Annotated in this window: 27 protein-coding genes; 7 read left to right on the top strand and 20 right to left on the bottom strand. The window is 69.4% G+C overall.

Annotated elements, in window-relative coordinates; all coding sequences use genetic code 11:
• Nucleotides 1–11 precede the first annotated feature (11 nt).
• The 6 genes from KXS11_RS13240 to dapA all read right to left on the bottom strand — a co-directional run bounded on the left by KXS11_RS13240 (nt 12) and on the right by dapA (nt 6,296).
• Nucleotides 12–503, bottom strand: a complete 492-nt coding sequence (locus tag KXS11_RS13240) for an N-acetyltransferase family protein (protein ID WP_437386072.1) — start codon at nt 501–503, stop codon at nt 12–14.
• 63 nt (nt 504–566) lie between these two features.
• Nucleotides 567–1,805 carry an ABC transporter permease gene (locus tag KXS11_RS13245; RefSeq protein WP_437386073.1) on the bottom strand — a complete coding sequence of 413 codons (1,239 nt, stop codon included), beginning with the start codon at nt 1,803–1,805 and terminating at the stop codon, nt 567–569.
• On the bottom strand, nt 1,798–2,502 hold the full coding sequence (locus KXS11_RS13250; protein ID WP_437386074.1) for an ABC transporter ATP-binding protein: 705 nt from the start codon (nt 2,500–2,502) through the stop codon (nt 1,798–1,800). Before KXS11_RS13250 ends, KXS11_RS13245 begins: the two co-directional genes overlap by 8 nt.
• Nucleotides 2,499–3,485, bottom strand: a complete 987-nt coding sequence (locus KXS11_RS13255; protein WP_437386075.1) for a hypothetical protein — start codon at nt 3,483–3,485, stop codon at nt 2,499–2,501. The genes KXS11_RS13250 and KXS11_RS13255 overlap by 4 nt, the downstream gene beginning before the upstream one ends.
• A 137-nt stretch (nt 3,486–3,622) precedes the next feature.
• The gene (locus KXS11_RS13260; protein WP_437386076.1) at nt 3,623–5,299 is read right to left on the bottom strand and encodes a ribonuclease J; all 1,677 of its coding nucleotides are present in this window, start codon (nt 5,297–5,299) and stop codon (nt 3,623–3,625) included.
• A 19-nt stretch (nt 5,300–5,318) separates the two neighbouring features.
• Nucleotides 5,319–6,296 (bottom strand): 4-hydroxy-tetrahydrodipicolinate synthase, encoded by a 978-nt coding sequence (gene dapA / locus KXS11_RS13265; protein ID WP_437386077.1) that lies wholly within the window; start codon nt 6,294–6,296, stop codon nt 5,319–5,321.
• Nucleotides 6,297–6,402: 106 nt separating this feature from the next.
• On the opposite strand from dapA, the gene KXS11_RS13270 reads away from it, so the two are divergent.
• From KXS11_RS13270 to KXS11_RS13285, 4 genes are all read left to right on the top strand, one after another.
• A complete protein-coding gene (locus tag KXS11_RS13270) occupies nt 6,403–6,837 on the top strand; it encodes a TlpA family protein disulfide reductase (protein WP_437386078.1) in 435 nt (144 codons plus the stop codon).
• The gene (locus tag KXS11_RS13275) at nt 6,834–7,349 is read left to right on the top strand and encodes a DUF4395 domain-containing protein (protein ID WP_437386079.1); all 516 of its coding nucleotides are present in this window, start codon (nt 6,834–6,836) and stop codon (nt 7,347–7,349) included. Before KXS11_RS13270 ends, KXS11_RS13275 begins: the two co-directional genes overlap by 4 nt.
• A gap of 117 nt (nt 7,350–7,466) precedes the next feature.
• On the top strand, nt 7,467–7,892 hold the full coding sequence (locus KXS11_RS13280; protein ID WP_437386080.1) for an OsmC family peroxiredoxin: 426 nt from the start codon (nt 7,467–7,469) through the stop codon (nt 7,890–7,892).
• A gap of 36 nt (nt 7,893–7,928) precedes the next feature.
• A complete protein-coding gene (locus KXS11_RS13285) occupies nt 7,929–8,816 on the top strand; it encodes a TIGR01777 family oxidoreductase (RefSeq protein ID WP_437386081.1) in 888 nt (295 codons plus the stop codon).
• Between the two features lie 8 nt (nt 8,817–8,824).
• On the opposite strand, the gene KXS11_RS13290 is transcribed toward KXS11_RS13285, so the two are convergent.
• Nucleotides 8,825–9,262 (bottom strand): tetratricopeptide repeat protein, encoded by a 438-nt coding sequence (locus tag KXS11_RS13290; RefSeq protein ID WP_437386082.1) that lies wholly within the window; start codon nt 9,260–9,262, stop codon nt 8,825–8,827.
• Nucleotides 9,259–10,077 (bottom strand): 4-hydroxy-tetrahydrodipicolinate reductase, encoded by an 819-nt coding sequence (locus KXS11_RS13295; RefSeq protein WP_437386083.1) that lies wholly within the window; start codon nt 10,075–10,077, stop codon nt 9,259–9,261. The genes KXS11_RS13290 and KXS11_RS13295 overlap by 4 nt, the downstream gene beginning before the upstream one ends.
• Before the next feature lie 47 nt (nt 10,078–10,124).
• Between KXS11_RS13295 and KXS11_RS13300 the strand changes: the two genes are divergently transcribed.
• Nucleotides 10,125–10,610, top strand: coding sequence for a GNAT family N-acetyltransferase (locus KXS11_RS13300; protein WP_437386084.1), 486 nt, complete (start codon nt 10,125–10,127; stop codon nt 10,608–10,610).
• Nucleotides 10,611–10,627: 17 nt separating this feature from the next.
• Here KXS11_RS13300 and KXS11_RS13305 read toward each other — a convergent pair whose 3' ends face one another.
• The 8 genes from KXS11_RS13305 to KXS11_RS13340 all read right to left on the bottom strand — a co-directional run bounded on the left by KXS11_RS13305 (nt 10,628) and on the right by KXS11_RS13340 (nt 20,174).
• Nucleotides 10,628–11,230, bottom strand: coding sequence for a histidine phosphatase family protein (locus KXS11_RS13305; protein ID WP_437386085.1), 603 nt, complete (start codon nt 11,228–11,230; stop codon nt 10,628–10,630).
• Nucleotides 11,231–12,598, bottom strand: a complete 1,368-nt coding sequence (locus tag KXS11_RS13310; protein WP_437386086.1) for a M16 family metallopeptidase — start codon at nt 12,596–12,598, stop codon at nt 11,231–11,233. It abuts the gene before it with no gap.
• Between the two features lie 71 nt (nt 12,599–12,669).
• Nucleotides 12,670–13,743, bottom strand: a complete 1,074-nt coding sequence (locus KXS11_RS13315) for an aldo/keto reductase (protein ID WP_437386087.1) — start codon at nt 13,741–13,743, stop codon at nt 12,670–12,672.
• A 230-nt stretch (nt 13,744–13,973) separates the two neighbouring features.
• Nucleotides 13,974–14,822, bottom strand: a complete 849-nt coding sequence (locus tag KXS11_RS13320) for an HpcH/HpaI aldolase/citrate lyase family protein (protein WP_437386506.1) — start codon at nt 14,820–14,822, stop codon at nt 13,974–13,976.
• Nucleotides 14,819–15,319, bottom strand: a complete 501-nt coding sequence (locus KXS11_RS13325; protein WP_437386088.1) for a MaoC family dehydratase — start codon at nt 15,317–15,319, stop codon at nt 14,819–14,821. The genes KXS11_RS13320 and KXS11_RS13325 overlap by 4 nt, the downstream gene beginning before the upstream one ends.
• 10 nt (nt 15,320–15,329) lie before the next feature.
• Entirely contained in the window at nt 15,330–16,496 is a 1,167-nt protein-coding gene (locus KXS11_RS13330; RefSeq protein WP_437386089.1) for an acyl-CoA dehydrogenase family protein, read from the bottom strand.
• Nucleotides 16,493–18,559: an acetyl/propionyl/methylcrotonyl-CoA carboxylase subunit alpha gene (locus KXS11_RS13335; protein WP_437386090.1), complete on the bottom strand. Its 2,067-nt coding sequence runs from the start codon at nt 18,557–18,559 to the stop codon at nt 16,493–16,495. The genes KXS11_RS13330 and KXS11_RS13335 overlap by 4 nt, the downstream gene beginning before the upstream one ends.
• A 7-nt stretch (nt 18,560–18,566) precedes the next feature.
• Nucleotides 18,567–20,174, bottom strand: coding sequence for a carboxyl transferase domain-containing protein (locus tag KXS11_RS13340; RefSeq protein ID WP_437386091.1), 1,608 nt, complete (start codon nt 20,172–20,174; stop codon nt 18,567–18,569).
• 104 nt (nt 20,175–20,278) lie between these two features.
• Here KXS11_RS13340 and KXS11_RS13345 point away from each other — a divergent pair, with 104 nt between their 5' ends.
• A complete protein-coding gene (locus tag KXS11_RS13345) occupies nt 20,279–20,902 on the top strand; it encodes an SACE_7040 family transcriptional regulator (RefSeq protein ID WP_437386092.1) in 624 nt (207 codons plus the stop codon).
• 9 nt (nt 20,903–20,911) lie between these two features.
• Here KXS11_RS13345 and KXS11_RS13350 read toward each other — a convergent pair whose 3' ends face one another.
• The gene (locus KXS11_RS13350) at nt 20,912–21,289 is read right to left on the bottom strand and encodes a VOC family protein (protein ID WP_437386093.1); all 378 of its coding nucleotides are present in this window, start codon (nt 21,287–21,289) and stop codon (nt 20,912–20,914) included.
• A gap of 94 nt (nt 21,290–21,383) precedes the next feature.
• Between KXS11_RS13350 and KXS11_RS13355 the strand changes: the two genes are divergently transcribed.
• Entirely contained in the window at nt 21,384–22,019 is a 636-nt protein-coding gene (locus tag KXS11_RS13355; RefSeq protein WP_437386094.1) for a TetR/AcrR family transcriptional regulator, read from the top strand.
• 15 nt (nt 22,020–22,034) lie between these two features.
• On the opposite strand, the gene KXS11_RS13360 is transcribed toward KXS11_RS13355, so the two are convergent.
• The 3 genes from KXS11_RS13360 to pdhA are packed head-to-tail and all read right to left on the bottom strand — an operon-like array spanning nt 22,035 to nt 25,557.
• On the bottom strand, nt 22,035–23,402 hold the full coding sequence (locus KXS11_RS13360; RefSeq protein ID WP_437386095.1) for a dihydrolipoamide acetyltransferase family protein: 1,368 nt from the start codon (nt 23,400–23,402) through the stop codon (nt 22,035–22,037).
• The gene (locus tag KXS11_RS13365; protein ID WP_437386096.1) at nt 23,399–24,415 is read right to left on the bottom strand and encodes an alpha-ketoacid dehydrogenase subunit beta; all 1,017 of its coding nucleotides are present in this window, start codon (nt 24,413–24,415) and stop codon (nt 23,399–23,401) included. The genes KXS11_RS13360 and KXS11_RS13365 overlap by 4 nt, the downstream gene beginning before the upstream one ends.
• Complete coding sequence (pdhA, locus tag KXS11_RS13370; protein WP_437386097.1) at nt 24,412–25,557, bottom strand: pyruvate dehydrogenase (acetyl-transferring) E1 component subunit alpha; 1,146 nt, start codon at nt 25,555–25,557, stop codon at nt 24,412–24,414. Before pdhA ends, KXS11_RS13365 begins: the two co-directional genes overlap by 4 nt.
• Nucleotides 25,558–25,655 lie beyond the last annotated feature (98 nt).

Consider the following 25,655-nt stretch of genomic DNA (forward strand, 5'->3'; position numbering starts at 1 on the left):
GCGGGGTGTCGTCAGCGCAGGTTCCGCACCATCGTGTCGCGCGATCCGTGCTGTTCGAGGGTGGCGAAGCCCTCGGTGCGGTAGAGGGCCGTCGCATGGTTGGCACGCTCGACACTGAGGCTCAACCGTTGGTGACCACCGGCCCGTGCCTGCTCGACCGCGGCCCGCAACAACTGCCGTCCGACGCCTTGCGCTCGATGGAGGGCGCTCACCCCGAGGATCAGTTCGGGAACCCCTGCGGCGACGAAGCCGAACCCCTGCGCGTTGGCGGGGAACAGACGGTACCAGCATGCTCCGACGGGGGCACCGTCGGCGTCCAGCGCCAGGCAGCCACCGTCTCCGGGACGCAACCACCCCCGGACGTACCGCACGTGCTGCGGGTCGGCGAGCACGGCCGCTCTGGGCCGCGGTGCGCGGGCGTTCCAGTTCGCCGCCTCGACCATCATGTCGGTGAGGACGCGTACATCTCCGGCCGCGGCGTCGCGGATCGAGTAGACCGCCATGACCGGATGGTACGGCACCGGTGTTTCGGTGACGTTACGCCGGCGGGAGACTGACCGAAGCGATCAGTACCGGATCGCGTCGATCACCTTCACCCGCACGGCGACGAGCGCCGGGAGGAGACCGGCGATCGCGCCGACGGCGGTCGCGCTCACGAGCCCCAGGACGGCCGCGTCGATCGGGAACGGCGGAAAATCGCTCACGAGGCCCTGACCGATGAATTGCTCGACCATGGGACTCTTCACGACCGCGACCGCGAGCATGACGCCGATCACTCCAGCGATGAAGGTCGCCACGACGCTCTCCATCATCACCGCGAAGAAGACCCGCGGAGCCGTCGCTCCGAAGCTGCGTCGGATGCCGATCTCACGGATGCGCTGCCGCACGGTGACGAGCGAGAGGTTGATGAGTCCGAGCGCACCGAGCAGGAGGATGAGGCCGGCGACCGCGCCGACCACGATCTTCAGGGACAGCAACGGGTCCTCCCCCGATTGCCCGAAGTCGCTGCGGGAGACGTCGACGCCGTACGCGTCGCCGAGTTCGGCCCGCAGATCGGACTGGATCCGCTGGGTGAAGGCCTCGGCATCGGCGTCCGGCACCCAGAACTCGAACTGCGGGAGCTGTCCAGGCTGACCCATCGACTGATCGCCGCCTGCCGCTTGGCCGATGATCGCCGCTCCGGAGGGGAGGATCTGCAGCGCCGGCTCCGTGTCCCATTCGTTGCTCGCGTACACACCGATCACGACGGCGGTCACGTCGGACTCCCCGTGCACGGTCACCGTCGGGTGCGTCTCGAGGGGTGGCGAACCGAGCCGCTGCCAGAACGCAGGGTTGACCACGATGGCGGGCGCCAGGCGCTCCGCGTCGCCGTCCTGGAACCAGGAACCCTCATCGAGCCGGATCCGGTGCATCTCGCCGTAGGCGACGTCCACGATCGTGGACTGCACCGGCACGGTACCGTCGACGAACTGGACGTTCTGCTGCCCGAAGCCGGACTGCGAGACGTAGTCGATGCTGTAGCGCGCGGCGAGGTCGTGCACGGCGGCGATGTACGTCTGGGCATCCGGTTGCTCGGTGCCGGTGCCGTAGGCCGAGGCCATGAGCGTGGCGGGTCGGCCTCCGAACCGTTCCTGCGACTCGGTCTGAGCTTGCGCCGCGAGCGAGGACATGCCGACCATGCTCGTGAGCGCGCACACCGCGACGCCCACCCCGATGAGCGAGAGGATGACGCGGCCACGGTGGATGCGCAGTTCCTGCGCCGCTTCGACGACGGCGCCGACGATCGAGGTCAGGACCCTAGACATCAGCCGCCTCCAGTTCGTGGTCCGGGCTCAGGACACCGTGATCGAGCCGGTGGTGCGTCGTGGCGAGAGCCGCGATGGCGCGGTCGTGCGTGATCGTGACGAGCGCAGCGCCCGTCGACGTCGCGACCTCGTCGAGCAGGGACATCACGGACGTGCCGGTCTCGACGTCGAGAGCGCCGGTGGGTTCGTCGGCAAGGATCAGGCGTGGCCCGCGGACGAGCGAGCGCGCGATCGCCACACGCTGCTGCTCACCACCGGAGAGCTTCGTGGGCATCGCGTCGAGGCGGTCGCCGAGGCCGACCCGCTCGAGCATCGCCGCTGCGAGCTCACGACGGCGCCAGAACGACCGTCCACTGGCGTACAGCAACGGTGTCGTCACGTTCTCGAGCGCGGTCCGGCCCGGGAGGAGGTTGAACTGCTGGAACACGAAGCCGATCTGCGCGCCGCGGAGCCGGTCTCTGGCTCCCGAGCTCAGTCGTTCCGCCGGCCGCCCGTCGAACACGAGGGAGCCTGACGTCGGCTTGTCGAGCAGCCCGAGCAGGTTGAGGAGGGTCGACTTGCCGGAGCCGGAGCGCCCGACGATCGAGACACGATCACCCTCGTGGACCTCCAGATCGACGCCGTCGAGGATGGTGAGCGGCGGAGCGTCCGGGATCTGCACGACGCGCGTCACGCCCGTGAGTTGGAGCAGACTCACCCGACGAACCCTTCGCACACCGTGCTGCCGTCGGGCATGGTCGTGCAGCCGTCACCGGTCGGCGCAACGGCACCCGGGACGAACTGGAGGACCGAGTCGCCTTCGGCGAGGCCGTCGACGATCTGGACCTGCTGGCCGTCGTTCAGCCCGAGGGTCACCGGCCGCTCCTCCGATCCGTCGGCTCCGACGACCCACACCGTTCCGGTGCCGGCCGAGCCCTTGACGGCGGTGGTCGGCAGCACGAGCACGTTCTCAGCCGTTCCACCGGCGAGGTCGATCGTCGCCGCGAGACCGGCGAACACCCGCACGTCACCGGGGACGGCGCAGGTGACGGAGGTCCCGGCGGTGCCGGCGCCCTGGCCCGTGCCGGTGCCGGACTGCTCGTCGTCGTCGCCACCGCTGCTCGGCGTCGTGACGCGGACCGCCGGACACACGAACGGAGCCGGGCCACCGTTGATCGTGACCGTCGCCTCAGCGGGGATGGTGAGCAGCCGGTACTGCTTGTCGGCGCTCAGCGCACCGGTGATCGAGAACGTCGCCGGGGAGACCTGGGCGACCGAGTCACCGATCTGCACCGACTGCCCGTGGATGAGCTTCACGTTGCCGAGGGTGCCCGCCACCGGTGCGGTCACCTGGACGAAGCGTTCCTTGCCGTCTTCGTCGATGGTCTTCACATCGAGGATGGGATCGCCCGCCGCGAGCACGGCACCCTTGCCTGCGAAGACCTCGTCGACCGTGCCTGCGACGGTGGACTTCGCGGTGCTGGCCGGATCCGCGACGACCTGGCCCTCCACCGAGACCGTGTTCACAACGGTGCCGAGCGTCGCTTGGATCTCGGGTTCGACGAGGCTGCCGGTCGGCTGGGTCGGGCCTGCTTCCTCGGGTGCGTCGGGGAAGAACGCCACCTTGACGAGCGCCACCGCGATCGCGGCGAAGACGAGCAGCTTGAGAATGGGGAACACCCAGGTGCGGACAACGCCCACGCCGACCTCCGGAATCCACCGCGGTCATCTCGACGAGCGGTCATAGGAGATTCAAAGGTAGCAACGGACGAGGCGGCCGCACATCACTCTTGCGAATGATGTGCGGCCGCCTCGGTGGGTTCGATGCCGTCGGGAGGTCAGGCCTCGATGACGAGCGGCACGATCATCGGACGGCGACGGAACGAGGTGTTCACCCAGCGGCCGACCGTGCGACGGATGACCTGCGACAGCGCGTGCGGATCGCGGATCCCGTTGCCGGCGGCCTCGGCCAGCGCCTTCGCGACCTTCGGCTTGATGTCCGCGAAGACCTTGTCGTCCTCGGCGAACCCCTTCGCGTGGATCTCGGGGCCGGAGATGACGTTCCCGGTGTGCGAGTCGACGACGACGATGATCGAGATGAAGCCTTCCTCCGCGAGGATCCGGCGGTCCTTGAGGTCGGCGTCGGTGATCTCGCCGACCGTGGAACCGTCGACGTACACCAGGCCGACGTCGAGCTGACCGACGACCTTCGCGACGCCGTCCTTCAGGTCGATGACGATGCCGTCCTCGCCGATGAAGGTGTTCTCGACCGGGATGCCCGAGTCGACCGCGAGCTTCTGGTTCGCGACGAGGTGGCGGTACTCCCCGTGGACGGGGAGGACGTTCTTCGGCTTCAGGATGTTGTAGCAGTAGAGGAGCTCTCCCGCAGCGGCGTGACCGGAGACGTGCACCTTGGCGTTGCCCTTGTGCACGACGTTCGCGCCGAGCTTCGTGAGGCCGTCGATGACGCGGTAGACCGCGTTCTCGTTGCCTGGGATGAGGCTTGAGGCCAGGATGACCGTATCGCCAGGGCCCGGCTCGATCGCGTGGTCGAGGTTCGCCATGCGGCTGAGCACCGCCATCGGCTCGCCCTGCGAACCCGTCGACATGTAGACGATCTTGTCCTCGGGGAGGTCTTTCGCCTTCTTGTAGTCGATGAGCAGCCCCTCGGGCACGTTCAGGTAGCCGAGGTCGGCCGCGATGCCCATGTTGCGCACCATGGAGCGGCCGAGGAAGGCGACACGACGACCGTGCGCGTGTGCGGCGTCGAGCACCTGCTGCACCCGGTGCACGTGACTCGAGAAGCTCGCGACGATGACGCGCCGCTCGGACTTCGCGATGACCTGGTCGAGGACGGGGCCGATGGAGCGTTCGAGCGGGGTGAAGCCTGGGACGTCGGCGTTCGTGGAGTCGACGAGGAAGAGGTCGACGCCCTCCTCACCCAGACGGGCGAAGGCACGGAGGTCGGTGAGGCGGCCGTCGAGCGGCAGCTGGTCCATCTTGAAGTCGCCGGTCGCGAGGACCGTGCCGGCATCGGTGTCGATGAACACGGCGAGGGCGTCGGGGATGGAGTGGTTGACCGCGACGAACTCGAGGTCGAACGGACCCAGCTCCTCGATCTGGCCTTCCTTCACGGGAAGCGTGAACGGCACGATGCGGTGCTCCTTGAGCTTCGCCTCGATGAGCGCGAGCGTGAGCCCGGAGCCGATCAGCGGGATGTCCTTGCGGAGCTTCAGCAGGTACGGGACGGCGCCGATGTGGTCCTCGTGGCCGTGCGTCAGCACGACGCCGACGACGTCGTCGAGGCGGTCCTTGATGTAGGTGAAGTCGGGCAGGATCAGGTCGACGCCCGGCTGGTGCTCCTCGGGGAAGAGCACGCCGCAGTCGACGATCAGGATCTTGCCGTCGATCTCGAAGCAGGTCATGTTCCTGCCGATCTCGCCGAGGCCTCCGATCGGGATGACGCGGAGCGTCCCGGGCTGGAGTGCTGGCGGATCGATGACGGTATTGGGCATGGAGCCCCCCTTTGATTGTCTAGCGAGTCGTACCGGCGACCTTGGGCAGAGCGCCACCGGCGGCGGCGTTGCGGTCGGGCCGGAAGTTGCGGAAGTCGACGCCTGGGATGTCCTTCACCAGGTCGATCTCATCCTCGATCTGCGCGGCCTCCCACTCTTCCGGACCCACCAGCGGAAGACGTACCCGCGGGCTCTGGATCCGGCCGAGGCCGTGCAAGATGTATTTGGCGGCGACGGTGCCGGGAACGTGGGTCATGACGGCTCGCACGAGCGGCTCGAGCTGCTGGTGAGCGGCCGTCGCCCTGGTGAGGTCGCCGGCGTTCACGGCGTCCACCATGTGACGGTAGGGCGTCGGGGCGATGTTCGCCGTGACGCCGATGAGGCCGGTGCCGCCGATGGCCAGCGTCGGGAGCGCGTTGGCGTCGTCACCGGCGAAGTACATGAGGTCGGTCTGGTTGAGCACCCGGCTGACCTCGCTGAGGTCGCCCTTGGCATCCTTCACCGCGAGGATGTTCGGGTGCTTCGCGGCACGCAACAGCGTCTCGTACGTGATCGGGATGCCCGTGCGACCGGGGATGTCGTAGAGGATCACCGGGAGGTCCGTCGAGTCGGCGATCATCCGGAAGTGCGTGAGGACGCCGGCCTGCGTCGGCTTGTTGTAGTACGGCGTGACGATCATGTTGCCGTCGGCGCCCGCCTGCTCGCTCTTCTTGGCGAGCTCGATCGCGTGCGCGGTCTCATTGGAGCCACCACCCGTGATGATCTTCGCGCGGCCGGCCGCCACGGCCTTGCCGACCTCCACGAGCTTGATCTTCTCGGGGTCGGTGAGGGTCGAGGTCTCTCCGGTGGTTCCGGTGACGACGATGCCGTCCGCTCCTGCACTCACGACGTCGTCGATGTGCTGCTCGACGGCCTTCCAGTCCACCTCACCATCGGCGGTGAACGGCGTCACCAGGGCGACGAGGACTTGACCGAAGGGATTCTCTGCGCGCGACACGCTCCCAGGCTATCGGGTTTCGCCTCGCGCGGTCACCACCGCGCGAGGCGTCATGTCGCGTCACACTGCACCGTCGGCGACGACCCGCTCCTAGGCTGGCGGCACCATGTCCCCCGTCATCGCCCTCACCGTCGTGCTCGGCCTCGTGGCGCTCGCCACAGCGCTCGGCTGGTACCTCCGATCGGCCTCCGGACGGCCAAGACGACCGTCCGGGGCGAAGGTCGTCACCGCCCGTGACCTCTCGACCCAGGAACCGCTGGGCGAGACCGCGACCCTCGTGCAGTTCAGCACCAGGTGGTGCGCCCGGTGCCCTGCGACCAACCGGCTCCTGCACGAACTCGCGACGCCCGAGCACGGGGTGCGCGTCATCGACGTCGACCTCACCCACCGACCGGACGTCGCCGACCGCTTCTCCGTCACCCAGACACCGACCGTGCTCCTCCTGGCCGCGGACGGCTCGATCCACACGCGCATCGGCGGGCCACCCCGACGCGAGGCGCTCATCACCGAACTCGACTCCGTCCTCGGGAGGACCGCATGACACAGCCACCTCGTTCGACCCCCTCGACCCGATCGTCGGCCACCGGCGTCGACCCTCGCAGCCCGCGGTTCGGTGCCTCGATCACGGCGCTCCTCCTGCTCGTCACCGTGTTCCTCGCGCTCGTCGGTCCGACCCCCACGACCCTGGCCGACCGGCTCGGCCAGCCCGCCACCATCCTGCTGGCGGTGATCGTCGGCCTGTTCGCCTGGGGTGCGTTCGCCGGCATCCGCCGTCACCCCTACGGTGTGGCGTTCCGTCGCTTCATCCGTCCGCGACTCGCACCGCCGCAGGAGCTCGAGGCCCCCGAGCCGCCGACGTTCGCCCAGGGGGTCGGACTCCTCGTCACCGTGGTCGGGCTCGTCCTGCACCTGCTCGGCGTCCCAGGTGCGCTGCTCGTCGGCGCGTCCGCCGCCTTCGTCGCGGCCTTCCTCAACGCGGTCTTCGGATACTGCCTCGGCTGCCAGCTGTACATCCTCCTCGTCCGGGCGCGAGTGCTCGGTCGCCACGCCTGAGCACCCTGGGTGTGTGCCGAGCGGGGTGCCGCGCGCAGGCGCCGACGATTAGGCTGACCCCACGAGTACACGCGCCGCTGCACCAACGCGCGGCCCGACGACGACGGAGGCTCCAGCATGGCGGTTACGAGCGAAGCGACGACGGTCTGGACCGGGACGCTGTTCGAAGGATCAGGACACACGAGCCTCGACTCCTCGGAGGCCGCGGAGTTCTCCGTCGACTGGAAGGCGCGCTCCGAGGGCTCGAACACCACGACGACCCCCGAGGAGCTCCTCGGGGCGGCCCACGCGTCCTGCTACGCGATGGCGTTCTCGAACGAGCTGACCACCGCGGGCTTCCCGCCCGAGCGCATCCAGGCGACCGCAGCCGTCTCGTTCACGCCCGGGACGGGTATCACCGGCAGTCACCTGCTCGTGAGCGCGGTCGTCCCGAACATCTCGGAGGCGGACTTCGAGCGCATCGCGAACGCCGCGAAGGAGGGCTGCCCGGTATCCCAGGCCCTCGCCGGGATCCCGATCACACTCGAGGCGAGCCTCGCCTGACCCCCTGACGCGACGACGAGGAGGAAGGCGAAGCGCATGCGCATCGTGATAGGCGGGGCCTCCGGGCTCATCGGGACGGCTCTCGGGCACGCGCTCGAGACGGACGGCCACGACGTCGTCCGTCTCGTCCGGCGGAATGCCAGGACGGCGGGCGAAGCCCGCTGGGATCCGCTGACGGGAGAACTCGACCCCGCCGTGCTGAGCGGCGCCGACGCCGTCGTGAACCTCTCAGGTGCCTCGCTCGGCAAACTGCCGTGGACCGCCGCCTACCGTTCGACCATCCTGTGGTCCCGCCTGAGCGCGACGAGGACGCTCGTCGACGCCATGCACCGCGCCGATGCGGCACCGGCGGCATTCCTCAGCGGCTCAGCCGTCGGCTACTACGGTGACCGTCCGAACGAGACGCTCACCGAGGAGTCCTCGCGCGGCACGGGCTATCTCGCCGACGTCGTCGTCGCGTGGGAGGACGCGGCGGCCGCAGCACCGGACACCGTCCGCACGGTCCTGCTCAGGAACGGCATCGTCGTCGACACCGAGGGCGTCCTGAAGCCACTCGTGCCCCTCACCCGCTTCGGCGTCTCGGGCCCGCTCGGCAGCGGACGCCAGCACTGGCCGTGGATCGGTCTGCGTGACGAGGTCCGGGCCATCACCCACCTGATCGGTTCGTCGATCGTCGGTCCGGTCAACCTCTGCGGGCCGACACCGGCGACGGCGGACGACCTGATGTTCGAGCTCGCCCGGAGCATGAACCGCCCCTACCTGGTGCGCGTGCCGAAGTTCGCGCTGCGGGCGGCTCTCGGCGATGCTGCAGACGGGCTCCTGCTGAGCGATCAGCTCGTGGTGCCGCGACGTCTGCTCGACGACGGCTTCGAGTTCGAGGCCGACTCCGTCGAGGCGGCGCTCAGCGAGGCCCTCGCCCGCTGACTCGGAGCTCAGCCACGGGAGAGCTTGATCGCCTGGCGGATCGCCTGACGCGCACGTTTGCGGTCGCCGGCGCCGTCGTAGACGAGCCCGAGTCGGTACCAGGAGCGCCAGTCCTCGGGAGCTGCCTCCGCCGCATCGCGGTAGGCGGGGAACAGCGCATCGGCGGCGTCTCTGAGCGGTCGGCCGCTCTCGCGCGTCTCGACCTGCTCCGGTGGCAGCCCGCCCTCGGCCTCGAGGGTGCGCCCGAGACGCTCGGCGTGCACACCGAACGCGATCTCGCGCCACAGCGCCCAGACCCCGACGACCGGCAGCACGATCAGTGCGGCGCCCATCGCGACGCCGACCGGCTCGCCGGTCCCGAGCAGCACGACCGCACGGTACCCGACGAGCACGATGTAGAGCAGGAGCAGGATCGCGAGGAGCGCGACCATGATGCGCGTCGTCACAGTGCGCTGGCCGCAGCCGCCTGTCCGGACACGTGCTCGGGTGCACCCGGCGCCGGCTTCCGCGCGCTGGTCGCAGGGGTGTCGAGTCCGAGGTCGAGCAGACTGTCGAGGCCCACCGTCACCCCCCGTGCGGTCCTGGCTGCGGCGAGGGCGAGGCGGATGCCCCGCTCGTAGGAGGACGGCGAGATCGTGTCGTGCGTGATCGTGACGAGTTCGTCGGTGCCGCCGAACACCACCTGCTGCCGGGCCACGACGCCCTGGAGTCGCAGACTGTGGATCGGGATGCTGGCGACCTGCTGCCCGCGAGCCCGCTGGTCGGAGTGCGGGGCGCCCACCGGACCCCGGTCTCCGCGCGCCGCCATCATGAGCTCCGCCGTGCGGACCGCCGTCCCGGAGGGCGAATCGACCTTCGTGTCGCGGTGCGACTCGACGATCTCGATCGAGTCGAAGAACCGGGCGGCGACCGTGGCGAGACTCGTGGACAGGACCGAGCCGAGTGAGAAGTTGGGGATGATGATGACGCCCTGATCTGGCAAGGCATCGAGTCTCCTCGCGAGGACCTGGATGCGATCGCCCGACCACCCGCTCGTCCCGACCAGCACGTTGATGCCCTGGGAGACCGCATGGTCGACGATGCGCTGGCTGACACCCGGGACGGTGACGTCGACGACGAGGTCGACGCCGTCCATCTCGCTCAACTCGCTCGAGGACCCGAGGGACGCTACCAGTTCGAAGTCGTCCAGCGAGTCGATGATGCCGCTGAACAGCCGCCCCATCTTGCCGCTCGCTCCGGCCAGTGCCACACGTGTCGTCATGGCTTCAGCCTACTTGCTGCCCGCGCACCGCGTTCTAGGCTGGAGGCATGCTGACCTTCACGCCCTCCGCCGTCGACACCGAGCCCGCCGCAACCCTCCTCGGGGAGTACTTCAGCTCGCGGGAACTGGGGTTCACCGGTGGCACCTATCGGGTGTTCACGCCCGACCCGGCGATGTTCACCCCTCCGGCCGGCGTGTTCGTCGTCGCCGAGGAGGACGGCTCCCCCGTCGGCTGCGGCGGCGTCCGACGCATCACCGACGACGCCGACGGGGCCGTCCGCTTCGAGGTGAAGCACCTGTGGTTGCGCCCGTCCACCCGGGGCAATGGCTACGGCCGGGCGATGCTCACCGCTCTCGAGGAGCAGGCGGTCGTGCTCGGCGCGACCAGGCTCGTGCTCGACACGAACGCGTCGCTCGAGGCCGCCGGTGGGCTCTACCGCAGCAGCGGCTACGTGGACGTTCCGGCGTACAACGACAACCCGAACGCGACCAACTGGTACGCGAAGGAGGTCACCGCAGACCCTGCTCCCTGAACGGGCCGCAGGGCGGTTCAGACGATGTGTGGCTCCGGCAGACCCGTCCGCAGCTCCATCGGCAGGTGAGCGAGGTCATTGTGGGTGATGAGGCTCCAGGGCCGGCCGGCCCGCTGGTGCAGCACCGTGAGCCCGCAGTTCGCCTGATTGATGCTCACCCAACGCCAGGCGGGCGCCTGCAGCGCCTCGCGGACGAGCCAGCCGATGACGAAGTTGTGGGTGATGAGCAGTTCGTGGTGGTCGCCGCGCTTCGGCGACAGGAACTCAGCGGCAGCGTCCGCCATCTGGGCCTCCCCCGCCTCGACCTCGGCCTCGGTGATCGAGCCGAAGAACGGGTCGAACGCAGACGGGGTCTCGGGCGTGCGGCCGCTCGGGACGCAGTCGAAGAGCAGCGACGACGGCTCCGGCGTGACGGCCGGCATGCGTTCCGCGATGAACTGGGCAGTCTCCGCCGCGCGCTGCAGCGGCGAGTGCCAGGCGGCGGTCATCGGTACGCCACCGAGCCGCTCTGCGAGCAACTGCGCCTGACGGCGCCCCCGTGCCGAGAGCGGTCCGTCCGGCAGACCGTGCTCCGCATGCTGCTGCTCACCATGTCTGACGAGATAGAGGTAATGGGACATTCAACGCACCCCCGCGATGATCGGAGCGAAGGCGTCCTCGTCGACGGCTCCGACCGCCGACACCGTGATGGGCTGTGCCGTGAGGAACTGCGCGAGGTGTTGCACGTCGTCTCGGCTGACGAGCTGCAGCCGACGGATGCTCTCGTCGAGGTCGATGAACTCGCCGAGGGTGAGCTCGGCACGCCCCAGCCTGCTCATGCGCGAGTCCGAGTCCTCGAGGGCGAGCGCAGACGCGCCGCTCAGCTGGCCGAGCGCCCGAGCGAGTTCGTCGTCGCTCACGCCTCGCTCGGCGACCCCGTGGAGTTCGGCGAGCATGAGCTCCGCGACTGTGCCGGCCTTCGCGGTGGAGCACGCGGCCGCGAGACCGAAGACACCGGCATCGGAATAGGTGCCTGCGAAGGAGTAGACGGAGTATGCGAGACCGCGCTTCTCCCGGATCTCCTGGAAGAGCCGGCTGGACATACCGCCTCCGAGGATGGAGTTCAGCATGCTCATCGCGAATCGACGGCTGTCACCGGCGATGAGTCCCTCGCCTCCGATCTGCAGGTGGACCTGCTCGATCGGACGGTGGACGACCGACAACGACGGACCGCCGATGATCGTGGCAGGCGCGAGGACACGGCGCTCGACCGGGGCGGCGACCGCATCGGCCGGCCAGCCGGCGAGGGCGAGCGCAGCCGAGACCTGCGCGACGAGCGTGTCGTGGTCGACGGCACCGGCGGCGGTCACGACGACGTCGCTGGCCCGGTAGTTCGCGCGGTAGTGCTCGAGCACCGCCTCACGGCTCACGTCGAGGATCGACTGCGGACGACCGCCGATGGGGCGACCGAGCGGGTGCTCACCGAGGACCCCTTCGAAGAAGCGCTCGTTGGCGACGTCTCCGGGATCGTCGTCCATCATCGCGAGTTCCTCAAGGATGACACCGCGTTCGTTCTCGAACTCCACCGGGTCGAGCAGGGAGGACGTGAGCATGTCGGTGATGACCTCGACCGCCATCGGCAGGTCACGGTCGCGTACCTTCGCGTAGTAGCAGGTGTGCTCCTTGGCGGTGAGCGCGTTGTGCTCGCCGCCGACAGCGTCGAAGGCGACCGCGATGTCGAGCGCCGAGCGCTTCGTCGTCCCCTTGAAGAGCAGGTGTTCCAGGAAGTGCGTCGAGCCGTACGTCGCGGCACGGGTGTCCGTCGCCGCCAGTTCGTCGCGTGAGCCGACGGCCACCCAGTACCCGATGGTCGCGCTGCGGGCGCCAGGCATGTGCTCACTCAGAATGCGCAGGCCGTTCGGGAGGACAGTGCGTCGGACGAGCGAGTCCCCGGATGCGGTGAACGCGAGCTCGGGACGAGTGAGCGGAAAGTCGACGGCGGCGTTCATCATCCCCACCTTACGTCAGGATGCCCTCATGCGGGGGTGGGTTACAATCTGGCTCCCAGCGGGTACACACCTCAGCGGAGGCGCCCCGAGACGCGGTCGAGTTCGAGGATCTGGCCGCGGCTCAGGCGGACGTCCGCTGCGGCGATGAGCGAGTCGACGTGAGCCGGCTGCGAGGCGCTCGCGATGGGAGCGACGACCCCGGGACGGGACATCGACCAGGCGAGGGCTGCCGACGCGACCGTGCACCGGTTCTCCGCCGCGATCTCATCGAGCGCGTGCAGCACCCGCAGACCACGACGGTGCAGGTGCGCCGCCGCCCTGCTTCCCCTGGTCGTGGCGTCGAGGTCGGAACGGCTGCGGTACCGGCCGGTGAGGAAGCCGTTGGCGAGCGCGAAGTAGGGCAGCACCCCGATGTTCTGGGCGGTGGCGACGAGCGACATCGAACTCTCGTACGGTTCCCGATGCATGAGGCTGTAGTGGGTCTCGAGCGCGACGAACTTCGTGAAGCCGCTCGCCGACAGGATCCTCGCCTCCATCAGTCGCTCGGGTGTGGTGTTCGAGGTGCCGAGGTACCGGACCTTCCCCGTCTCGATGAGCCAGTCGACCGTGCCGAGGCTGTCCGCCAGCGGCACCCGCGGGTCGTCGTCGTGGAAGGAGAGCAGGTCGATGTGGTCGGTCTGCAGGCGCTCGAGCGCTGCCTCGACGGCGCGGATGATGCTGACCGAGCCGAGACCCTGGTAGTCGGGATGCCTGCCGATCTTCGTCGCGACGACCATCTCATCGCGATTGCCGCGCTCGCGCATCCACCTGCCGATGAGGATCTCGCTGCGTCCTCCGGCGTAGCTGTCCGCCGTGTCGACCATGTTGCCGCCCGCGTCGTGGAACCGGTCGAGGATGTCGGTCGTCGTGTCGGGGTCGACCGTCCAACCGAACACACTGCCGCCGAGCACGACGGGGAAGACCGAGAGCTCGGAGTCGCCGATCGTCCGGCGGGGGCCGAGTCCGGAACGCTGCACGGGGATCGGGAACGAGGGATGCGGCACGGCTTGTTCGGGGTGGGGCACCTGGTCGTCGGCCGGACCGTCGCCCACACCGGTCAGGACCGAACTCCCGCGGGTGCTCGACGAGCGCCAGAGGTGTGGCATCCGCTGCCCCTCTCTCGGTCCGCCTGACCGATGACGCGTCCACCGCCGGGTCCTGCGGTTCGAGATGCCACAGGCCGGTGCTTCCTCACCAGGCTAGAGGAGACGGGCGACTTCGTCAGGACGACATCACGACGTCCCCGCAACTGGTTCGTAACGATTCGGCGCAGGGATTGGAGGCCACCACCGTCGTCGACCTGCACGAGGCGCGTCGGCCGTTGGGTGAGGCCCCGTCACGAGGACGGGTCGGGGCTCGATGCGGCCCTCGCCACGAGCGCACGCGCATGCCGGAGCAGCGGCTCGTCGATCATCCTGCCCTCGTACCGGAAGACTCCGGCGCGGCCCGCTGCTGCCGTGAGCAGGGCGTCCGCGGCGGCAACCGCCTCGGTCGTCGGCCGGTACGCGTCGCGGATGGTCGCCACCTGGCCCGGATGGATACAGGCGGTTGCCATGAAGCCAGTGGCACTCGCATCCTCCGCTTCCTCGGCGAGCGGGGCGAGGGCGTCGATGTCGAGGTGGACGGCGTCGATCGCGGCGACCCCGGCAGCGCCTGCGGCGAGGAGGACCGATGATCGGGCCTGCCGGGCCACGTCGCGATACCGCCCGTCGGCGCGCCGACTGCTCGTTCCGCCGAGCGAGGCGACGAGGTCCTCGGCTCCCCACATGAGTGCCACGACGGAGGGATGGGTGGCCAGAGCGGACGACCGCACAACCCCTGCCGCCGTCTCGCAGAGCGCGATGATCCGCACGCCGGGCACCGCCCGCGCGAGAGCGTCGAGCTGATCGGTCGTCTCCGCCTTCGCGAGCATCACGGTACGGTATGCGGTGCTCGCGACAGCCGCGGTGTCGGCCGCGAACTCCTCCGTGCCAGCAGGGTTCACCCGCACGATGGTCGTCGCCGGGTCGAGGCGACTCTGACGGACGGCGGTGCGCGCAGCAGCCTTGTCGCCGAGCGCGACGGCGTCCTCGAGATCGAGGATCACCGCGTCCGCTCGTTCCGCCGCCTTCCCGAAGCGGTCTGGTCGGTCGGCCGGCACGAAGAGGATCGCGGGCCCGAGGAGGAAGTCGCCCCCGGCCGTCATGACTCCCCCAGACACCGCACGAGGGTGCTGCGGAGCGCCGTCGCCACGATGTCGCCGTCCTGGTTCCGTCCCGTGTGCGCCAGGCTGACGACGCCCTCGCCCGGTCGGGACGCCGAGAGCCGCTTCGCCGAGACGAGCGTTTCGGCGTACAGGGTGTCACCGAGGTGCATGGGATGGGGGAAGGCCACCTCGGTGAAGCCGAGGTTCGCGACGATCGTCCCCTCGGTCAGTTGCGCGACGGACAGCCCGACGAGCGTCGAGAGCGTGAGCATCGAGTTCACGAGCCGTTCGCCGAACGGCTGGCCAGCGGACCATGCGGCGTCGAGATGCAGTGACTGACCGTTCATCGTGAGCGTCGAGAACAGCACGTTGTCGGCCTCCGTCAACGTGCGCCCCGGGCGGTGGCGGTAGATCGTCCCGACGGCGAACTCCTCGAAGAACAGCCCCCGCTGCTCGATCACCGGCACGTCATCGACGCCGTCACCCTGCGCGATCATGACCGGCCCCTCACGAGACGAATCCGAGTTCGCGGGCGATGATCATGAGCTGCACCTCGGTGGTCCCTTCACCGATCTCCAGGATCTTCGAATCGCGGAAGTGACGGGCGACGGGGTTCTCGTTGAGGAAGCCGTAGCCACCGAAGATCTGCGTCGCGTCCCGCGCGTTGTCCATCGCGGCCTCACCAGCGACCATCTTCGCGATCGAGGCCTCCATCTTGTACGGGGCACCTCGGAGCATCCGCGAAGCCGCGTCGTAGTAGGCGAGCCTCGCGGCGTGGACCCGCGCCTGCATCTTCGCGATGCGGAAGGAGATCCACTGGTTGTCGCCGATCGGACGGCCGAAGACGACGCGCTCCTTCGCGTAGCGGATCGCCTCCTCGAGACAGCCCTGGGCGGCGCCGACGGCGAGCGCCGCCACCGCGATGCGTCCGCCGTCGAGGACCGTCAGGAAGTTGGCGTATCCGCGCCCGCGCTCGCCCAACAGGTTCGCCTCGGGCACCCGCACATCCTCGAAGCGCAGTGGGTGGGTGTCCGAGGTGTGCCAGCCGACCTTGTCGTACGAGGGCAACGCGGTGAAGCCGGTGGTCGGCACCGGGACCAGGATGGTGGACAGTTCCTTCTTCGTGGAGCCGTCGGGCCTCGTCCGCTCCCCCGTGACGGCGGTCACCGTGACGAGCTTCGTGATCGCACTGCCCGAGTTCGTGATGAACTGCTTCGTGCCGTTGATGACCCATTCCCCGTCGACGAGTTCCGCGGTCGTCTCGGTGGCTCCGGCATCACTTCCGGCTCTCGCCTCGGTGAGGCCGAACGCGGCGAGCGCCGATCCGCTCGCGAGCTGCGGGAGCCATTCCTCTCGCTGGGCCTCGGTGCCGTTCAGGAAGATGGGCATCGCACCGAGTCCGACACCGGCCTCGAGGGTCACACCGATGCTCTGGTCGACTCGTCCGAGCTGCTCGACGGCGAGGCAGAGGGCGAAGTAGTCCATCCCCTGGCCGCCGTACCGCTTGGGGAACGGGAGTCCGAAGAGTCCGAGCTCCCCCATCTGGGCGATGATGTCGTACGGGAGCCGTCGTTCGGTGTCGTACTGGTAGGCGGCCGGAGCGACGACCTCGTCGGCGAACGCTTTCACGGTGTCGACGACGCGCTGGTACTCCGGGCTGAGCTCGGTGTTCATGCTGGTGCTCCGATCTGGGGTGCTGGGTGGGGGTCGGCGACGATGGTCGCGACGGACTGACGTGTGGAGACGGTGCCGCCGGCGCTGACGTGCAGGGTGACGACGCCGGGCGCGCCGGCGTGGAGCAGGTGCTCCATCTTCATGGCCTCGATCGTGACGAGGGCCTGGCCGGAGACGACGTGGTCGCCGTCCGAGACGTGCACCGCGGTGACGGTGCCGGGCATGGGCGTCCGCACGTCCGGGTCTGCGAGGCTGCTGGCGGCGGAGGCGCGGACGGCGGTCTCGCACCTCGGCACGACGGTTATGGCGGTCACCGCCCCGTCGAGCGCGAGCCAGCGGGTGTCCCCGCTGCGAACGGTGGTGAGTGCGACGGTCTGTCCGTCGTGCTCGAAGCCGAAGCAGCCGTCCGGTCGAGGCCGGAGAGCGACGTCGTGGGCGGCCGAGCCGTCGATGGTCGCCGTCGCGTGGGTCACGTCTCCGCGCACCTCGACGTCGACCAGGCGACCGTCATCGGCGCGCAGGCGATGTCTGTTCGGCGCAGCCGTGCCGAGCCGCCACCCGCTCGGTGCCGACCAGAGGGCACTGAGGCCCGCTCCCGCGTCCGTCGGGACGGCTTCGCTCGCGACGAGTTCGGCGAGCGCCGCTGCGAGGAACACCCGGTCGGTGGTCGGGACCGGTGGTTCGGCGTCGAGGATCCCCGCGATGATGCCGGTGTGGAGCGCGCCCGCCACCACGTCCTCGTCGGCGAGGAGGCGGCGAAGGAAGCCGAGGTTCGTCCGGACGCCGAGCACGACGGTGTCAGCCAGCGCCCGGTCGAGTCGGCGGATCGCCGTCTCCCGGTCGGGAGCCCAGGCCACGATCTTGGCGAGCATGGGGTCGTACCAGGGTCCGATGAGCTGACCTTCGGCGATCCCGGCGTCCACGCGGACGCCGGAGCCGTCCGGGAGCCGGAGCAGGTCGAGGACCCCCGTCTGCGGCAGGAAGTCCGCCGACGGGTCTTCGGCGTAGAGACGGGCCTCGAGCGCATGGCCCGTGAACCGGACGTCGTCCTGGGTGAAGGTGAGAGCTTCGCCCGCGGCGACCCGCAGCTGCCACTCGACGAGGTCGACGCCGGTCACGAGTTCGGTGACCGGGTGCTCCACCTGCAGCCTCGTGTTCATCTCGAGGAAGGCGAACTCCCCCGGTCGATCACCCGAGACGAGGAACTCGACCGTGCCGACGCCGAGGTAGCCGACACTGCGCGCGACCGCACAGGCCGCTGCACCCAACCGCGCCCGCGCGGCGTCGTCGATGAGTGGCGATGGCGACTCCTCGATGACCTTCTGGTGGCGACGCTGCAGGGAGCACTCGCGTTCCCCGAGGTGGAGCACGGTGCCGTGCGCGTCGGCGAGCACCTGCACTTCGATGTGACGCGGGGTCCGGACGAGCCGTTCGAGGAGGAGGGTGGCGTCGCCGAAAGCCGCCGCCGCGACCCGGTGCGCCGAGGCGATCGCCTCGGGGAGCGCGTCGGCGTCCCGCACCACCTGCATGCCTTTGCCTCCACCGCCGCCGGCCGGTTTCACGATGAGCGGGAAGCCGATCGCGATCCCGGCTGCGACAAGTGCGTCGTCGTCGAGCGACGGGTCGGCGACTCCCTCGATGATCGGCACCCCGAGGCGTGCCACATGCTCCTTCGCGCGGATCTTGTCGCCCATCAGTTCGAGGGCGGCGACCTCCGGTCCGATGAAGACGATGCCCGCTTCGGCCAGCGCGCTCGCGAGGGCGGGCTGCTCGGACAGGAAGCCGTACCCGGGGTGGACGGCTGCCGCTCCGGCCTCGAGAGCGGCGCGGACGACCGCCTGCACATCGAGGTAGCTCTCGCTGGCCGGTGCAGGTCCGAGTCGCACGGCCCGGTCGGCGAGTTGCACGTGCGGGGCGTCCTGGTCGGCGTCGCTGTACACAGCGATGCTCTCGATCCCGAGCACCCGCAGCGTGCGGATGATGCGACACGCGATCTCGCCGCGATTGGCGATGAGGACGGAGGGGAACGGGCGGACGACTGGTGTCTCTGATCCATCGGTCATGGCGCGCTCACATCCTGAACAGGCCGAAGCCGGGCTCGGGCAGAGGTGCTCTGGAACAGACCTCGAGGGCGAGGCCCAGCACCGTCCGGGTGTCTGCAGGATCGATGACGCCGTCGTCCCAGAGCCTGGCGGTGGAGTAGTACGGGCTGCCCTGCTCTTCGAAGTCGGCGAGGATGGGCGCTCGGAACGCAGCCTCGTCCTCAGCACTCCACACGTCACCCCGCGCTTCCAGCTGGTCCCGCTTCACCGTCGCGAGGACGCTCGCCGCCTGCGGACCTCCCATCACCGAGATCCGTGCACCCGGCCACATCCAGAGGAATCGCGGGTCGTACGCCCTGCCGCACATGGAGTAGTTCCCGGCACCGAAGGACCCGCCGATGACGACGGTCAGCTTCGGCACCCGGGTCGTCGCGACCGCGGTGACCATCTTCGCTCCGTGCTTGGCGATCCCGCCGGCCTCAGCGTCGCTGCCGACCATGAAGCCCGAGATGTTCTGCAGGAACAGCAGCGGGATCCCCCGTTGGTCTGCGAGTTCGATGAAGTGCGCGCCTTTGAGCGCCGACTCGCTGAAGAGCACACCGTTGTTCGCGATGATGCCGACCGGGTGACCGTGCAGTCGGGCGAACCCCGTGACGAGGGTGTCGCCGTACTCGCGCTTGAACTCCGAGAACTCGCTGCCGTCGACGAGTCGCGCGATCACCTCACGGACGTCGTACGCCGTCTGGAGCTCAGTGGGGACGACGCCGTAGAGCTCGTCCTCCGGCACGGCCGGCGGAACGCTCTCGTGCACGTCCCACACCCGGGGAGCGGGTGGCGGCAGGGTCGCGACCGCCTCACGGAGGAGTTCGAGCGCGTGAGCATCATCGTCCGCCAGATGGTCGGTGACTCCGGACACCCTGGCGTGGAGTTCGCCGCCGCCCAACTGCTCCGGCGTCACCACCTCACCGATTGCGGCTTTCACGAGGGGCGGCCCTCCGAGGAAGATGGTGCCCTGGCCCCGGACGATGACGTTCTCGTCGCTCATCGCCGGGACATAAGCGCCACCGGCGGTGCACGAGCCGAGCACCGCAGCCAGTTGCGGGATCCCCGCGGCCGACATCCTCGCCTGGTTGAAGAAGATCCGGCCGAAGTGCTCCCGGTCGGGGAACACCTCGTCCTGCGTCGGGAGGTTCGCTCCCCCGGAGTCGACGAGGTAGAGGCACGGGAGGCGGTTCGCGCTCGCGATCTCCTGTGCCCGCAGGTGCTTCTTGACGGTCAGCGGGAAGTAGGAGCCGCCCTTCGCGGTCGCATCGTTCGAGACGACGAGCACCAGCCTGCCGTGCACGCGGCCGATCCCCGCGATCACTCCGGCCGCCGGGCTCGCATCGTCGTAGAGCCCGAGTGCTGCGAGCGGAGCGATCTCGAGGAACGGGCTCCCCTCGTCGAGCACCCGGTCGACGCGGTCCCGCGGCAGGAGCTTCCCGCGATCGAGGTGGCGCTGCCTGGACGCCTCGGGGCCGCCGAGCGCAGCCTCGGCCAATCGCCGTTCCAAGGCGTCGACGAGGGAACGCTGTGCGGCTGCCTGCTCCCGGAAGCGCGCTGACGCCGGATCGGCTGTGCTCGTGAGAATGGCCACACCGGCTCCTGTCGTCGTCGACTGCGAGCGGTTCAGTTATTCACCACTCACTGAAATCCAGGTTAGTCTTCGTTAACCGAAAATGTCCAGCCCGAGGAGGCCCGATGTCCGACTCAACGCCGTCGGCCGCCTCACCGCGGATCGGCCGAAGCGAGGCGAAAGCCCTCCGTCGAGCCGCACTCCTCCACTCCGCGGCCGCTCTGTTCGCCGAACGCGGCTTCGCCGGCGTCTCGATGGAGGACCTCGGAACCGCCGTCGGCATGAGCGGCCCAGCGGTCTACCGCCACTTCCCGAGCAAACAGGCCGTCCTCGCCGCCCTGCTCATCGACGTCAGCCAGACGCTGCTCGACGGCGGGACCGCCGAGGTCGAGCGCGCCGCGGACAGCGAGCACGCACTCCGCAGCCTCGTCGAATTCCACGTCGCCTTCGCCCTCGACCACCGCGACGTCATCCGCGTCCAGGACCACGACCTCGACAGCCTCACACCAGACGACCGTCGCACCGTCCGGACCCTGCAGCGCCGCTACGTGGAACGCTGGGTCGACGTGCTCGCACAGCTCCACCCGGGCGTCCCCGCGGCCGAGCTGCGGGTTCGCGCCCACGCCGGCTTCGGGCTCATCAACTCCACCCCGCACAGCGCGACACGCACCCGCGACGACAGCGTCGCACGCGAGACGGTCCGTGCGGCACTCGAGCGCATGGCGCTCGCCGCACTCCGCGCCGACTGACCCCGGGCGTCAGTCCGACAGGACGGACAGGACGTTGCCGGCCGGGTCCGTGAACCAGGCGATGTCGGGACCGTTGCCACGCATGATGCCCTTCGCGTCGGTCGGCAGCTGGTCATCGGGATAGATCTTCGTCGCGACGCCGCGCGCGTTCAATTCGTCGACGGCGGCTTCGACGTCGTCGACCGCGAGGTTCAGGATCGTGAACGACGCCGGCGTGTGGTCCGGCTTGTTGTACACGAGGACCGCCCCTCCAGCCGGCAGGGAGATGTTCAGGAACCCCATCGCGTTGTCGGCGACCTCGAGCCCGAGGACGTCGCGATAGAAGGTACGAGCCGCATCGATGTCGTCCACCGAGAACCCGCTGAAGACGTCCGCGTACTTGACCATGGTCACTCCTTCGCCTCACTCCGATGTGTACACTGTTCACAATGTCAGACCGGGCCCGATCCGTCCAGGGTCGATCGTGTGCGGAGCGGAATCCATGAGCAGTCCCACGAGCGTGCGGAGCACGTACCGGCACGGCGACCTCCGACAGGCGCTCCTCGATGCCGGGGTGGAGATGGCGCGGAGCGGCGGGCCCGACGCGGTCGTCCTCCGCGAGGCCACTCGGCGCGCCGGAGTCTCCCCCAACGCCGCCTACCGCCACTTCGCCGACCGCGAAGCCCTCGTGCAGGCCGTCTCGGACACGGCACAGGGGTTCGCCGCCGACCGCATGGCCGAGGCGATCGCCAGGATCACCCCCACCGGCTCTGCAGCTGGCGACGCCCGACTCCGGCTCCGGGCCGTCGGGAGCGGATACCTGCGGTTCGCCCGCGACGAACCAGGACTCTTCCGTGCTGCCTTCTCCGTCCCGACCGATCTGGGTGAGGCCCTGCGTTCCAGCAAACGTGGCGCCGGCGGTCGCACGCCGTTCGAGACGCTCAGCAGTGTCCTCGACGAGCTCCTCGCGGCCGGCGTCCTCCCTCCGGAACGCCGGCCGGGCGCGGAACTCCTCGCCTGGTCCTCCGTGCACGGACTCGGCATGCTCATCATCGACGGCCCGCTGCGCGGTCTCGACGACCAGACGGTGGAGTACGCGACCGAGCACCTCCTCGACCTCGTCGACCGCGGCATCTGACGAGTGTCTCGGCGCTCACACCATCGTCAGTACCATCGCCGGGTCAGCGAGCATCGTCCCGAGGTCCACGAGGAACCGGGAACCCTGCTCGCCGTCGACGAGTCGATGGTCGAACGACAACGACAGGGTGACGACATGCCGCAGTGCGATCTCGCCCTCGAACTCCCACGGTTGTCGGCGCACGGCACCGAGCGCGACGATCGCCGCCTCACCCGGATTGAGGATCGGTGTCCCGGCGTCGATGCCGAACACGCCGACGTTCGTGATCGTGATCGTGCCACCGCGCAACTCCGCCGGCGCCGTACGACCCTCGCGCGCCGTCCGGACGAGCACTGAGAGGGCGTCGGCGAGTTCGAACAGACTGAGCTCCTCCGCTCGTGCGATGTTCGGCACGAGCAATCCCCGGGGCGTCGCCGCGGCGATGCCGAGACCGACGTGCGCGTACTCGACGATCTCGCCAGCGGACTCGTCCCAACTCGCGTTGATCGACGGCGTGCGCCGAGCGGCGATGCACACCGCCTTCGCGAGCACGGTCAAGATGTTGACCCGGTGGTCGCCGGTATGCGGTGATCTCGCGAGCGCGTCGAGCAGTGACATCGTCGGCGTCACGTCGACCGTCAGGAACTCGGTCACATGTGGAGCGGTGAAGGCGCTGCGGACCATCGCCTCCGCAGTGCGCCGCCGCACGCCGGTGATGGGTCGTCGGACCTCGCCGTCGACCTCGACCGGCTCGGGGCGATTCGCTCCCTGAACGATCCGAGCGACGGCCTGCGGCCCGGACGCGGACCGCTCCTCGCCGACGGCCGTTCCACCAGCTGCCGCCTGTTCGACGTCCTCGCGGGAGATCCGGCCACCGGCTCCCGTACCGGTGAGGCGCACGAGCTCGACGCCCAGATCCCTGGCGAGTCGGCGGACCGGTGGCGTCGCTCGCGGACGCTCGCGACCTGGAGCCGTCGACTCGCCGGCCACGATGTCGGAAGCCACCGATGCGGCGGCCATGCCGGAGCGCTCCCGGCGCCTCGGACGCTCCCCCGTCGCGGTCCGCGGTCCGTAACCGACGAGGACGGGTTCCCGCTCGCCCGCGGCGGACGGCTGCGCAGGCCGCGCCGCTTCGGCCGGAGCGCCGCCGACCGGTTCAGGGTGTTCACCGTCAGGCGTGAAGTCCACGAGGGGCTCACCGACCAGCACGATCGCCCCGGGTTCGGCGTGCAACCGCAGCACCACGCCGGCCGTCGGCGCCGGGAGCTCGACGAGCGCCTTGGCCGTCTCGACCTCGGCGACCACCTGGTTCAGCTCGACGTGATCCCCCACGGCGACCCGCCAGGACACGAGTTCGCTCTCCGTGAGCCCTTCCCCGAGGTCGGGCAACGCGAACCGCTTCATCGTGCAGCCTCCCGTCCGACGGTGGCCGACGACGGCCGTCCGAGCGCGCGGTCGACACCATCGAGGATGCGGTCGAGATCCGGCAGGAAGTGGTCCTCGAGCGACGATGCCGGATACGGCGTGTCGAAACCTGTCACCCGCACCGGAGCCTCCTCGAGGAGATCGAAGCAGCGCTCGGTGATCGTCGCGGCGAGCTCGGCGCCGATCCCGCCGGATCGCTGCGCCTCGTGGGTGATGACCAGCCGCCCGGTCTTCGAGACGGACGCGACGACCGCCTCGACGTCGATCGGAGCGAGCGAGCGCAGGTCGACGACCTCCAGGTCGATTCCCTCGTCCGCTGCGGCGGCCGCCGCCTCGAGTGCGGTCTGCACGAGCGGGCCGTATGCCACGAGCGTCGCATCCGTTCCCGCCCGGACGATGCGCGCCCGGGTGAACGCCAGCGAGTCTTCCGGAAGGTCCTCGATGACCTCGCCCTTCGTCCAGTACCGCCGTTTCGGCTCGAAGAACAGGACCGGGTCGTCGCACGCGATCGCCTGCCGGATCATCGTGTGCGCGTCCTGCGGGTCCGAACAGGTGACCACCCGAAGGCCAGCGGTGTGCGCGAAGTACGCCTCCGGCGACTCCGAGTGGTGTTCCACCGCGCCGATGCCACCGCCGTAGGGCACCCGGATCGTCACGGGCATACGCACCGCCCCCTTCGTGCGGTAGTGGAGCTTCGCGAGCTGTGCGACGATCTGGTCGAATCCCGGGTAGATGAACCCGTCGAACTGGATCTCGCACACCGGTCGGAACCCACGGAACGCGAGTCCGATGGCCGCGCCGATGATGGCGGACTCCGCGAGCGGCATGTCGATCACCCGGTCGTCACCGAACTCGGCCTGCAGCCCGTCGGTGACCCGGAAGACACCACCGAGCCGTCCGATGTCCTCTCCGAGCAGCAGCACCCGGTCATCGTCGGCGAGCGCGTGACGCAGTCCGGTGTTGATCGCCTTGCTGAGCGTGAGCGTCGTCATCGTGCACCACCTTCGAACATCGCGAGGTACGCCCGGTACTCGTCGCGCTGGCGCTCGAGGACCGGGTTCGCCGTCGCGTAGACGTCGTCGAAGACCGACATGGGTTCGGGTGCTGCGAGCGCGAGGCACCCGGCCCGCACGCGCGACGCGGCATCGTCGGCAGCCCGGCTCACCCGCGCGCGAGCCGCGTCGTCGAGGACGTCTTCACGCTCCAGCAGTCGCTCGAGCCGGGTGATCGGGTCCTTCGCCCGCCAGGAGGCGACTTCATCCTCGTCGCGGTAGCGCGTCGGGTCATCGGACGTCGTGTGCGGTCCCAGACGATAGGTCACGGCCTCGATGAAGGTCGGACCTCCACCGGAGCGGGCACGGTCCACCGCGATGCGCATGGCGGCGGTGACCGCGAGGATGTCGTTGCCGTCGACGCGGATGCTGGGTACGCCGAAGCCCGGGGAACGCTCCGCGATCGGTCGCTGCGCCTGGAGTCCGACGGGTTCGGAGATCGCGTACTGGTTGTTCTGGCAGAAGAAGATCACGGGAGCACGGAAACTCGCCGCGAGCACGACTGCCTCGTTCACGTCTCCCTGGCTCGTCGCGCCGTCGCCGAAGTAGGCGACCGCGACCGCGTCGGACCCGTCGCGCTGGCAGCCCATGGCGTATCCCGTCGCGTGCAGGGTTTGTGCGCCGATGATCACCGCGGGTGTCGCCATGCCCACGGCGAAGGGATCCCAGCCCGACAGTGCCGTCCCGCGCCACATCGCCATCAACTGGTCGAGCTCGACACCCCGGCAGTACGCGACGGCCTGCTCGCGGTAGCTGGTGAACACGAAGTCGCCGCGGCGGAGCACACGGGCGGAGCCGACCTGCGCAGCCTCCTGTCCGAGGAGCGGGGGCCAGAGGCCGATCTCGCCCTGGCGCTGCAGGGCCGTCGCCTCGGTGTCGATCCGACGGGTGACGACGAGGTCCTCGTAGAGTCCGAGCAGTTCCGCCGGCCCGAGATCGGCGACGAAGAGGTCGTAGAGCGGGTCCTCGCGACGGACTCCGTCGGCATCGAGCAATTGGACGAACTCGGGTTGAGCCGACGGCTCTCGTGCGTCACCTCCCCGACCGGGAGAGTCCTGCGGGGAATGGGTGTGAGTCTCCATCGACACGATGCACGCCGCCTTGAGTTCGGTGACCTCACGGCGGTGCCTCGTGAGCGGTGCCGTGACCTCGCGCCATCGCGAGGTGTTCCGAGGCTACG

The organism is Plantibacter flavus (assembly GCF_051487245.1).
Lineage (GTDB): Bacteria > Actinomycetota > Actinomycetes > Actinomycetales > Microbacteriaceae > Plantibacter > Plantibacter flavus_B.

Coding starts and splice junctions, on each gene's coding strand:
- KXS11_RS13245 (WP_437386073.1), bottom strand. CDS start 1,805: ATGTCTAGGGTCCTGACCTCGATCGTCGGCGCCGTCGTCGAAGCGGCG.
- KXS11_RS13295 (WP_437386083.1), bottom strand. CDS start 10,077: ATGACGACACGTGTGGCACTGGCCGGAGCGAGCGGCAAGATGGGGCGG.
- KXS11_RS13335 (WP_437386090.1), bottom strand. CDS start 18,559: ATGACCGATGGATCAGAGACACCAGTCGTCCGCCCGTTCCCCTCCGTC.
- KXS11_RS13315 (WP_437386087.1), bottom strand. CDS start 13,743: ATGCCACACCTCTGGCGCTCGTCGAGCACCCGCGGGAGTTCGGTCCTG.
- KXS11_RS13330 (WP_437386089.1), bottom strand. CDS start 16,496: ATGAACACCGAGCTCAGCCCGGAGTACCAGCGCGTCGTCGACACCGTG.
- KXS11_RS13275 (WP_437386079.1), top strand. CDS start 6,834: ATGACACAGCCACCTCGTTCGACCCCCTCGACCCGATCGTCGGCCACC.
- KXS11_RS13345 (WP_437386092.1), top strand. CDS start 20,279: ATGTCCGACTCAACGCCGTCGGCCGCCTCACCGCGGATCGGCCGAAGC.
- KXS11_RS13360 (WP_437386095.1), bottom strand. CDS start 23,402: ATGAAGCGGTTCGCGTTGCCCGACCTCGGGGAAGGGCTCACGGAGAGC.
- KXS11_RS13350 (WP_437386093.1), bottom strand. CDS start 21,289: ATGGTCAAGTACGCGGACGTCTTCAGCGGGTTCTCGGTGGACGACATC.
- KXS11_RS13280 (WP_437386080.1), top strand. CDS start 7,467: ATGGCGGTTACGAGCGAAGCGACGACGGTCTGGACCGGGACGCTGTTC.
- KXS11_RS13300 (WP_437386084.1), top strand. CDS start 10,125: ATGCTGACCTTCACGCCCTCCGCCGTCGACACCGAGCCCGCCGCAACC.
- KXS11_RS13260 (WP_437386076.1), bottom strand. CDS start 5,299: ATGCCCAATACCGTCATCGATCCGCCAGCACTCCAGCCCGGGACGCTC.
- pdhA (WP_437386097.1), bottom strand. CDS start 25,557: ATGGAGACTCACACCCATTCCCCGCAGGACTCTCCCGGTCGGGGAGGT.
- KXS11_RS13320 (WP_437386506.1), bottom strand. CDS start 14,822: ATGACGGCCGGGGGCGACTTCCTCCTCGGGCCCGCGATCCTCTTCGTG.
- KXS11_RS13270 (WP_437386078.1), top strand. CDS start 6,403: ATGTCCCCCGTCATCGCCCTCACCGTCGTGCTCGGCCTCGTGGCGCTC.
- KXS11_RS13240 (WP_437386072.1), bottom strand. CDS start 503: ATGGCGGTCTACTCGATCCGCGACGCCGCGGCCGGAGATGTACGCGTC.
- KXS11_RS13285 (WP_437386081.1), top strand. CDS start 7,929: ATGCGCATCGTGATAGGCGGGGCCTCCGGGCTCATCGGGACGGCTCTC.
- KXS11_RS13355 (WP_437386094.1), top strand. CDS start 21,384: ATGAGCAGTCCCACGAGCGTGCGGAGCACGTACCGGCACGGCGACCTC.
- KXS11_RS13325 (WP_437386088.1), bottom strand. CDS start 15,319: ATGATCGCGCAGGGTGACGGCGTCGATGACGTGCCGGTGATCGAGCAG.
- KXS11_RS13310 (WP_437386086.1), bottom strand. CDS start 12,598: ATGAACGCCGCCGTCGACTTTCCGCTCACTCGTCCCGAGCTCGCGTTC.
- KXS11_RS13305 (WP_437386085.1), bottom strand. CDS start 11,230: ATGTCCCATTACCTCTATCTCGTCAGACATGGTGAGCAGCAGCATGCG.
- KXS11_RS13365 (WP_437386096.1), bottom strand. CDS start 24,415: ATGACGACGCTCACGCTCAGCAAGGCGATCAACACCGGACTGCGTCAC.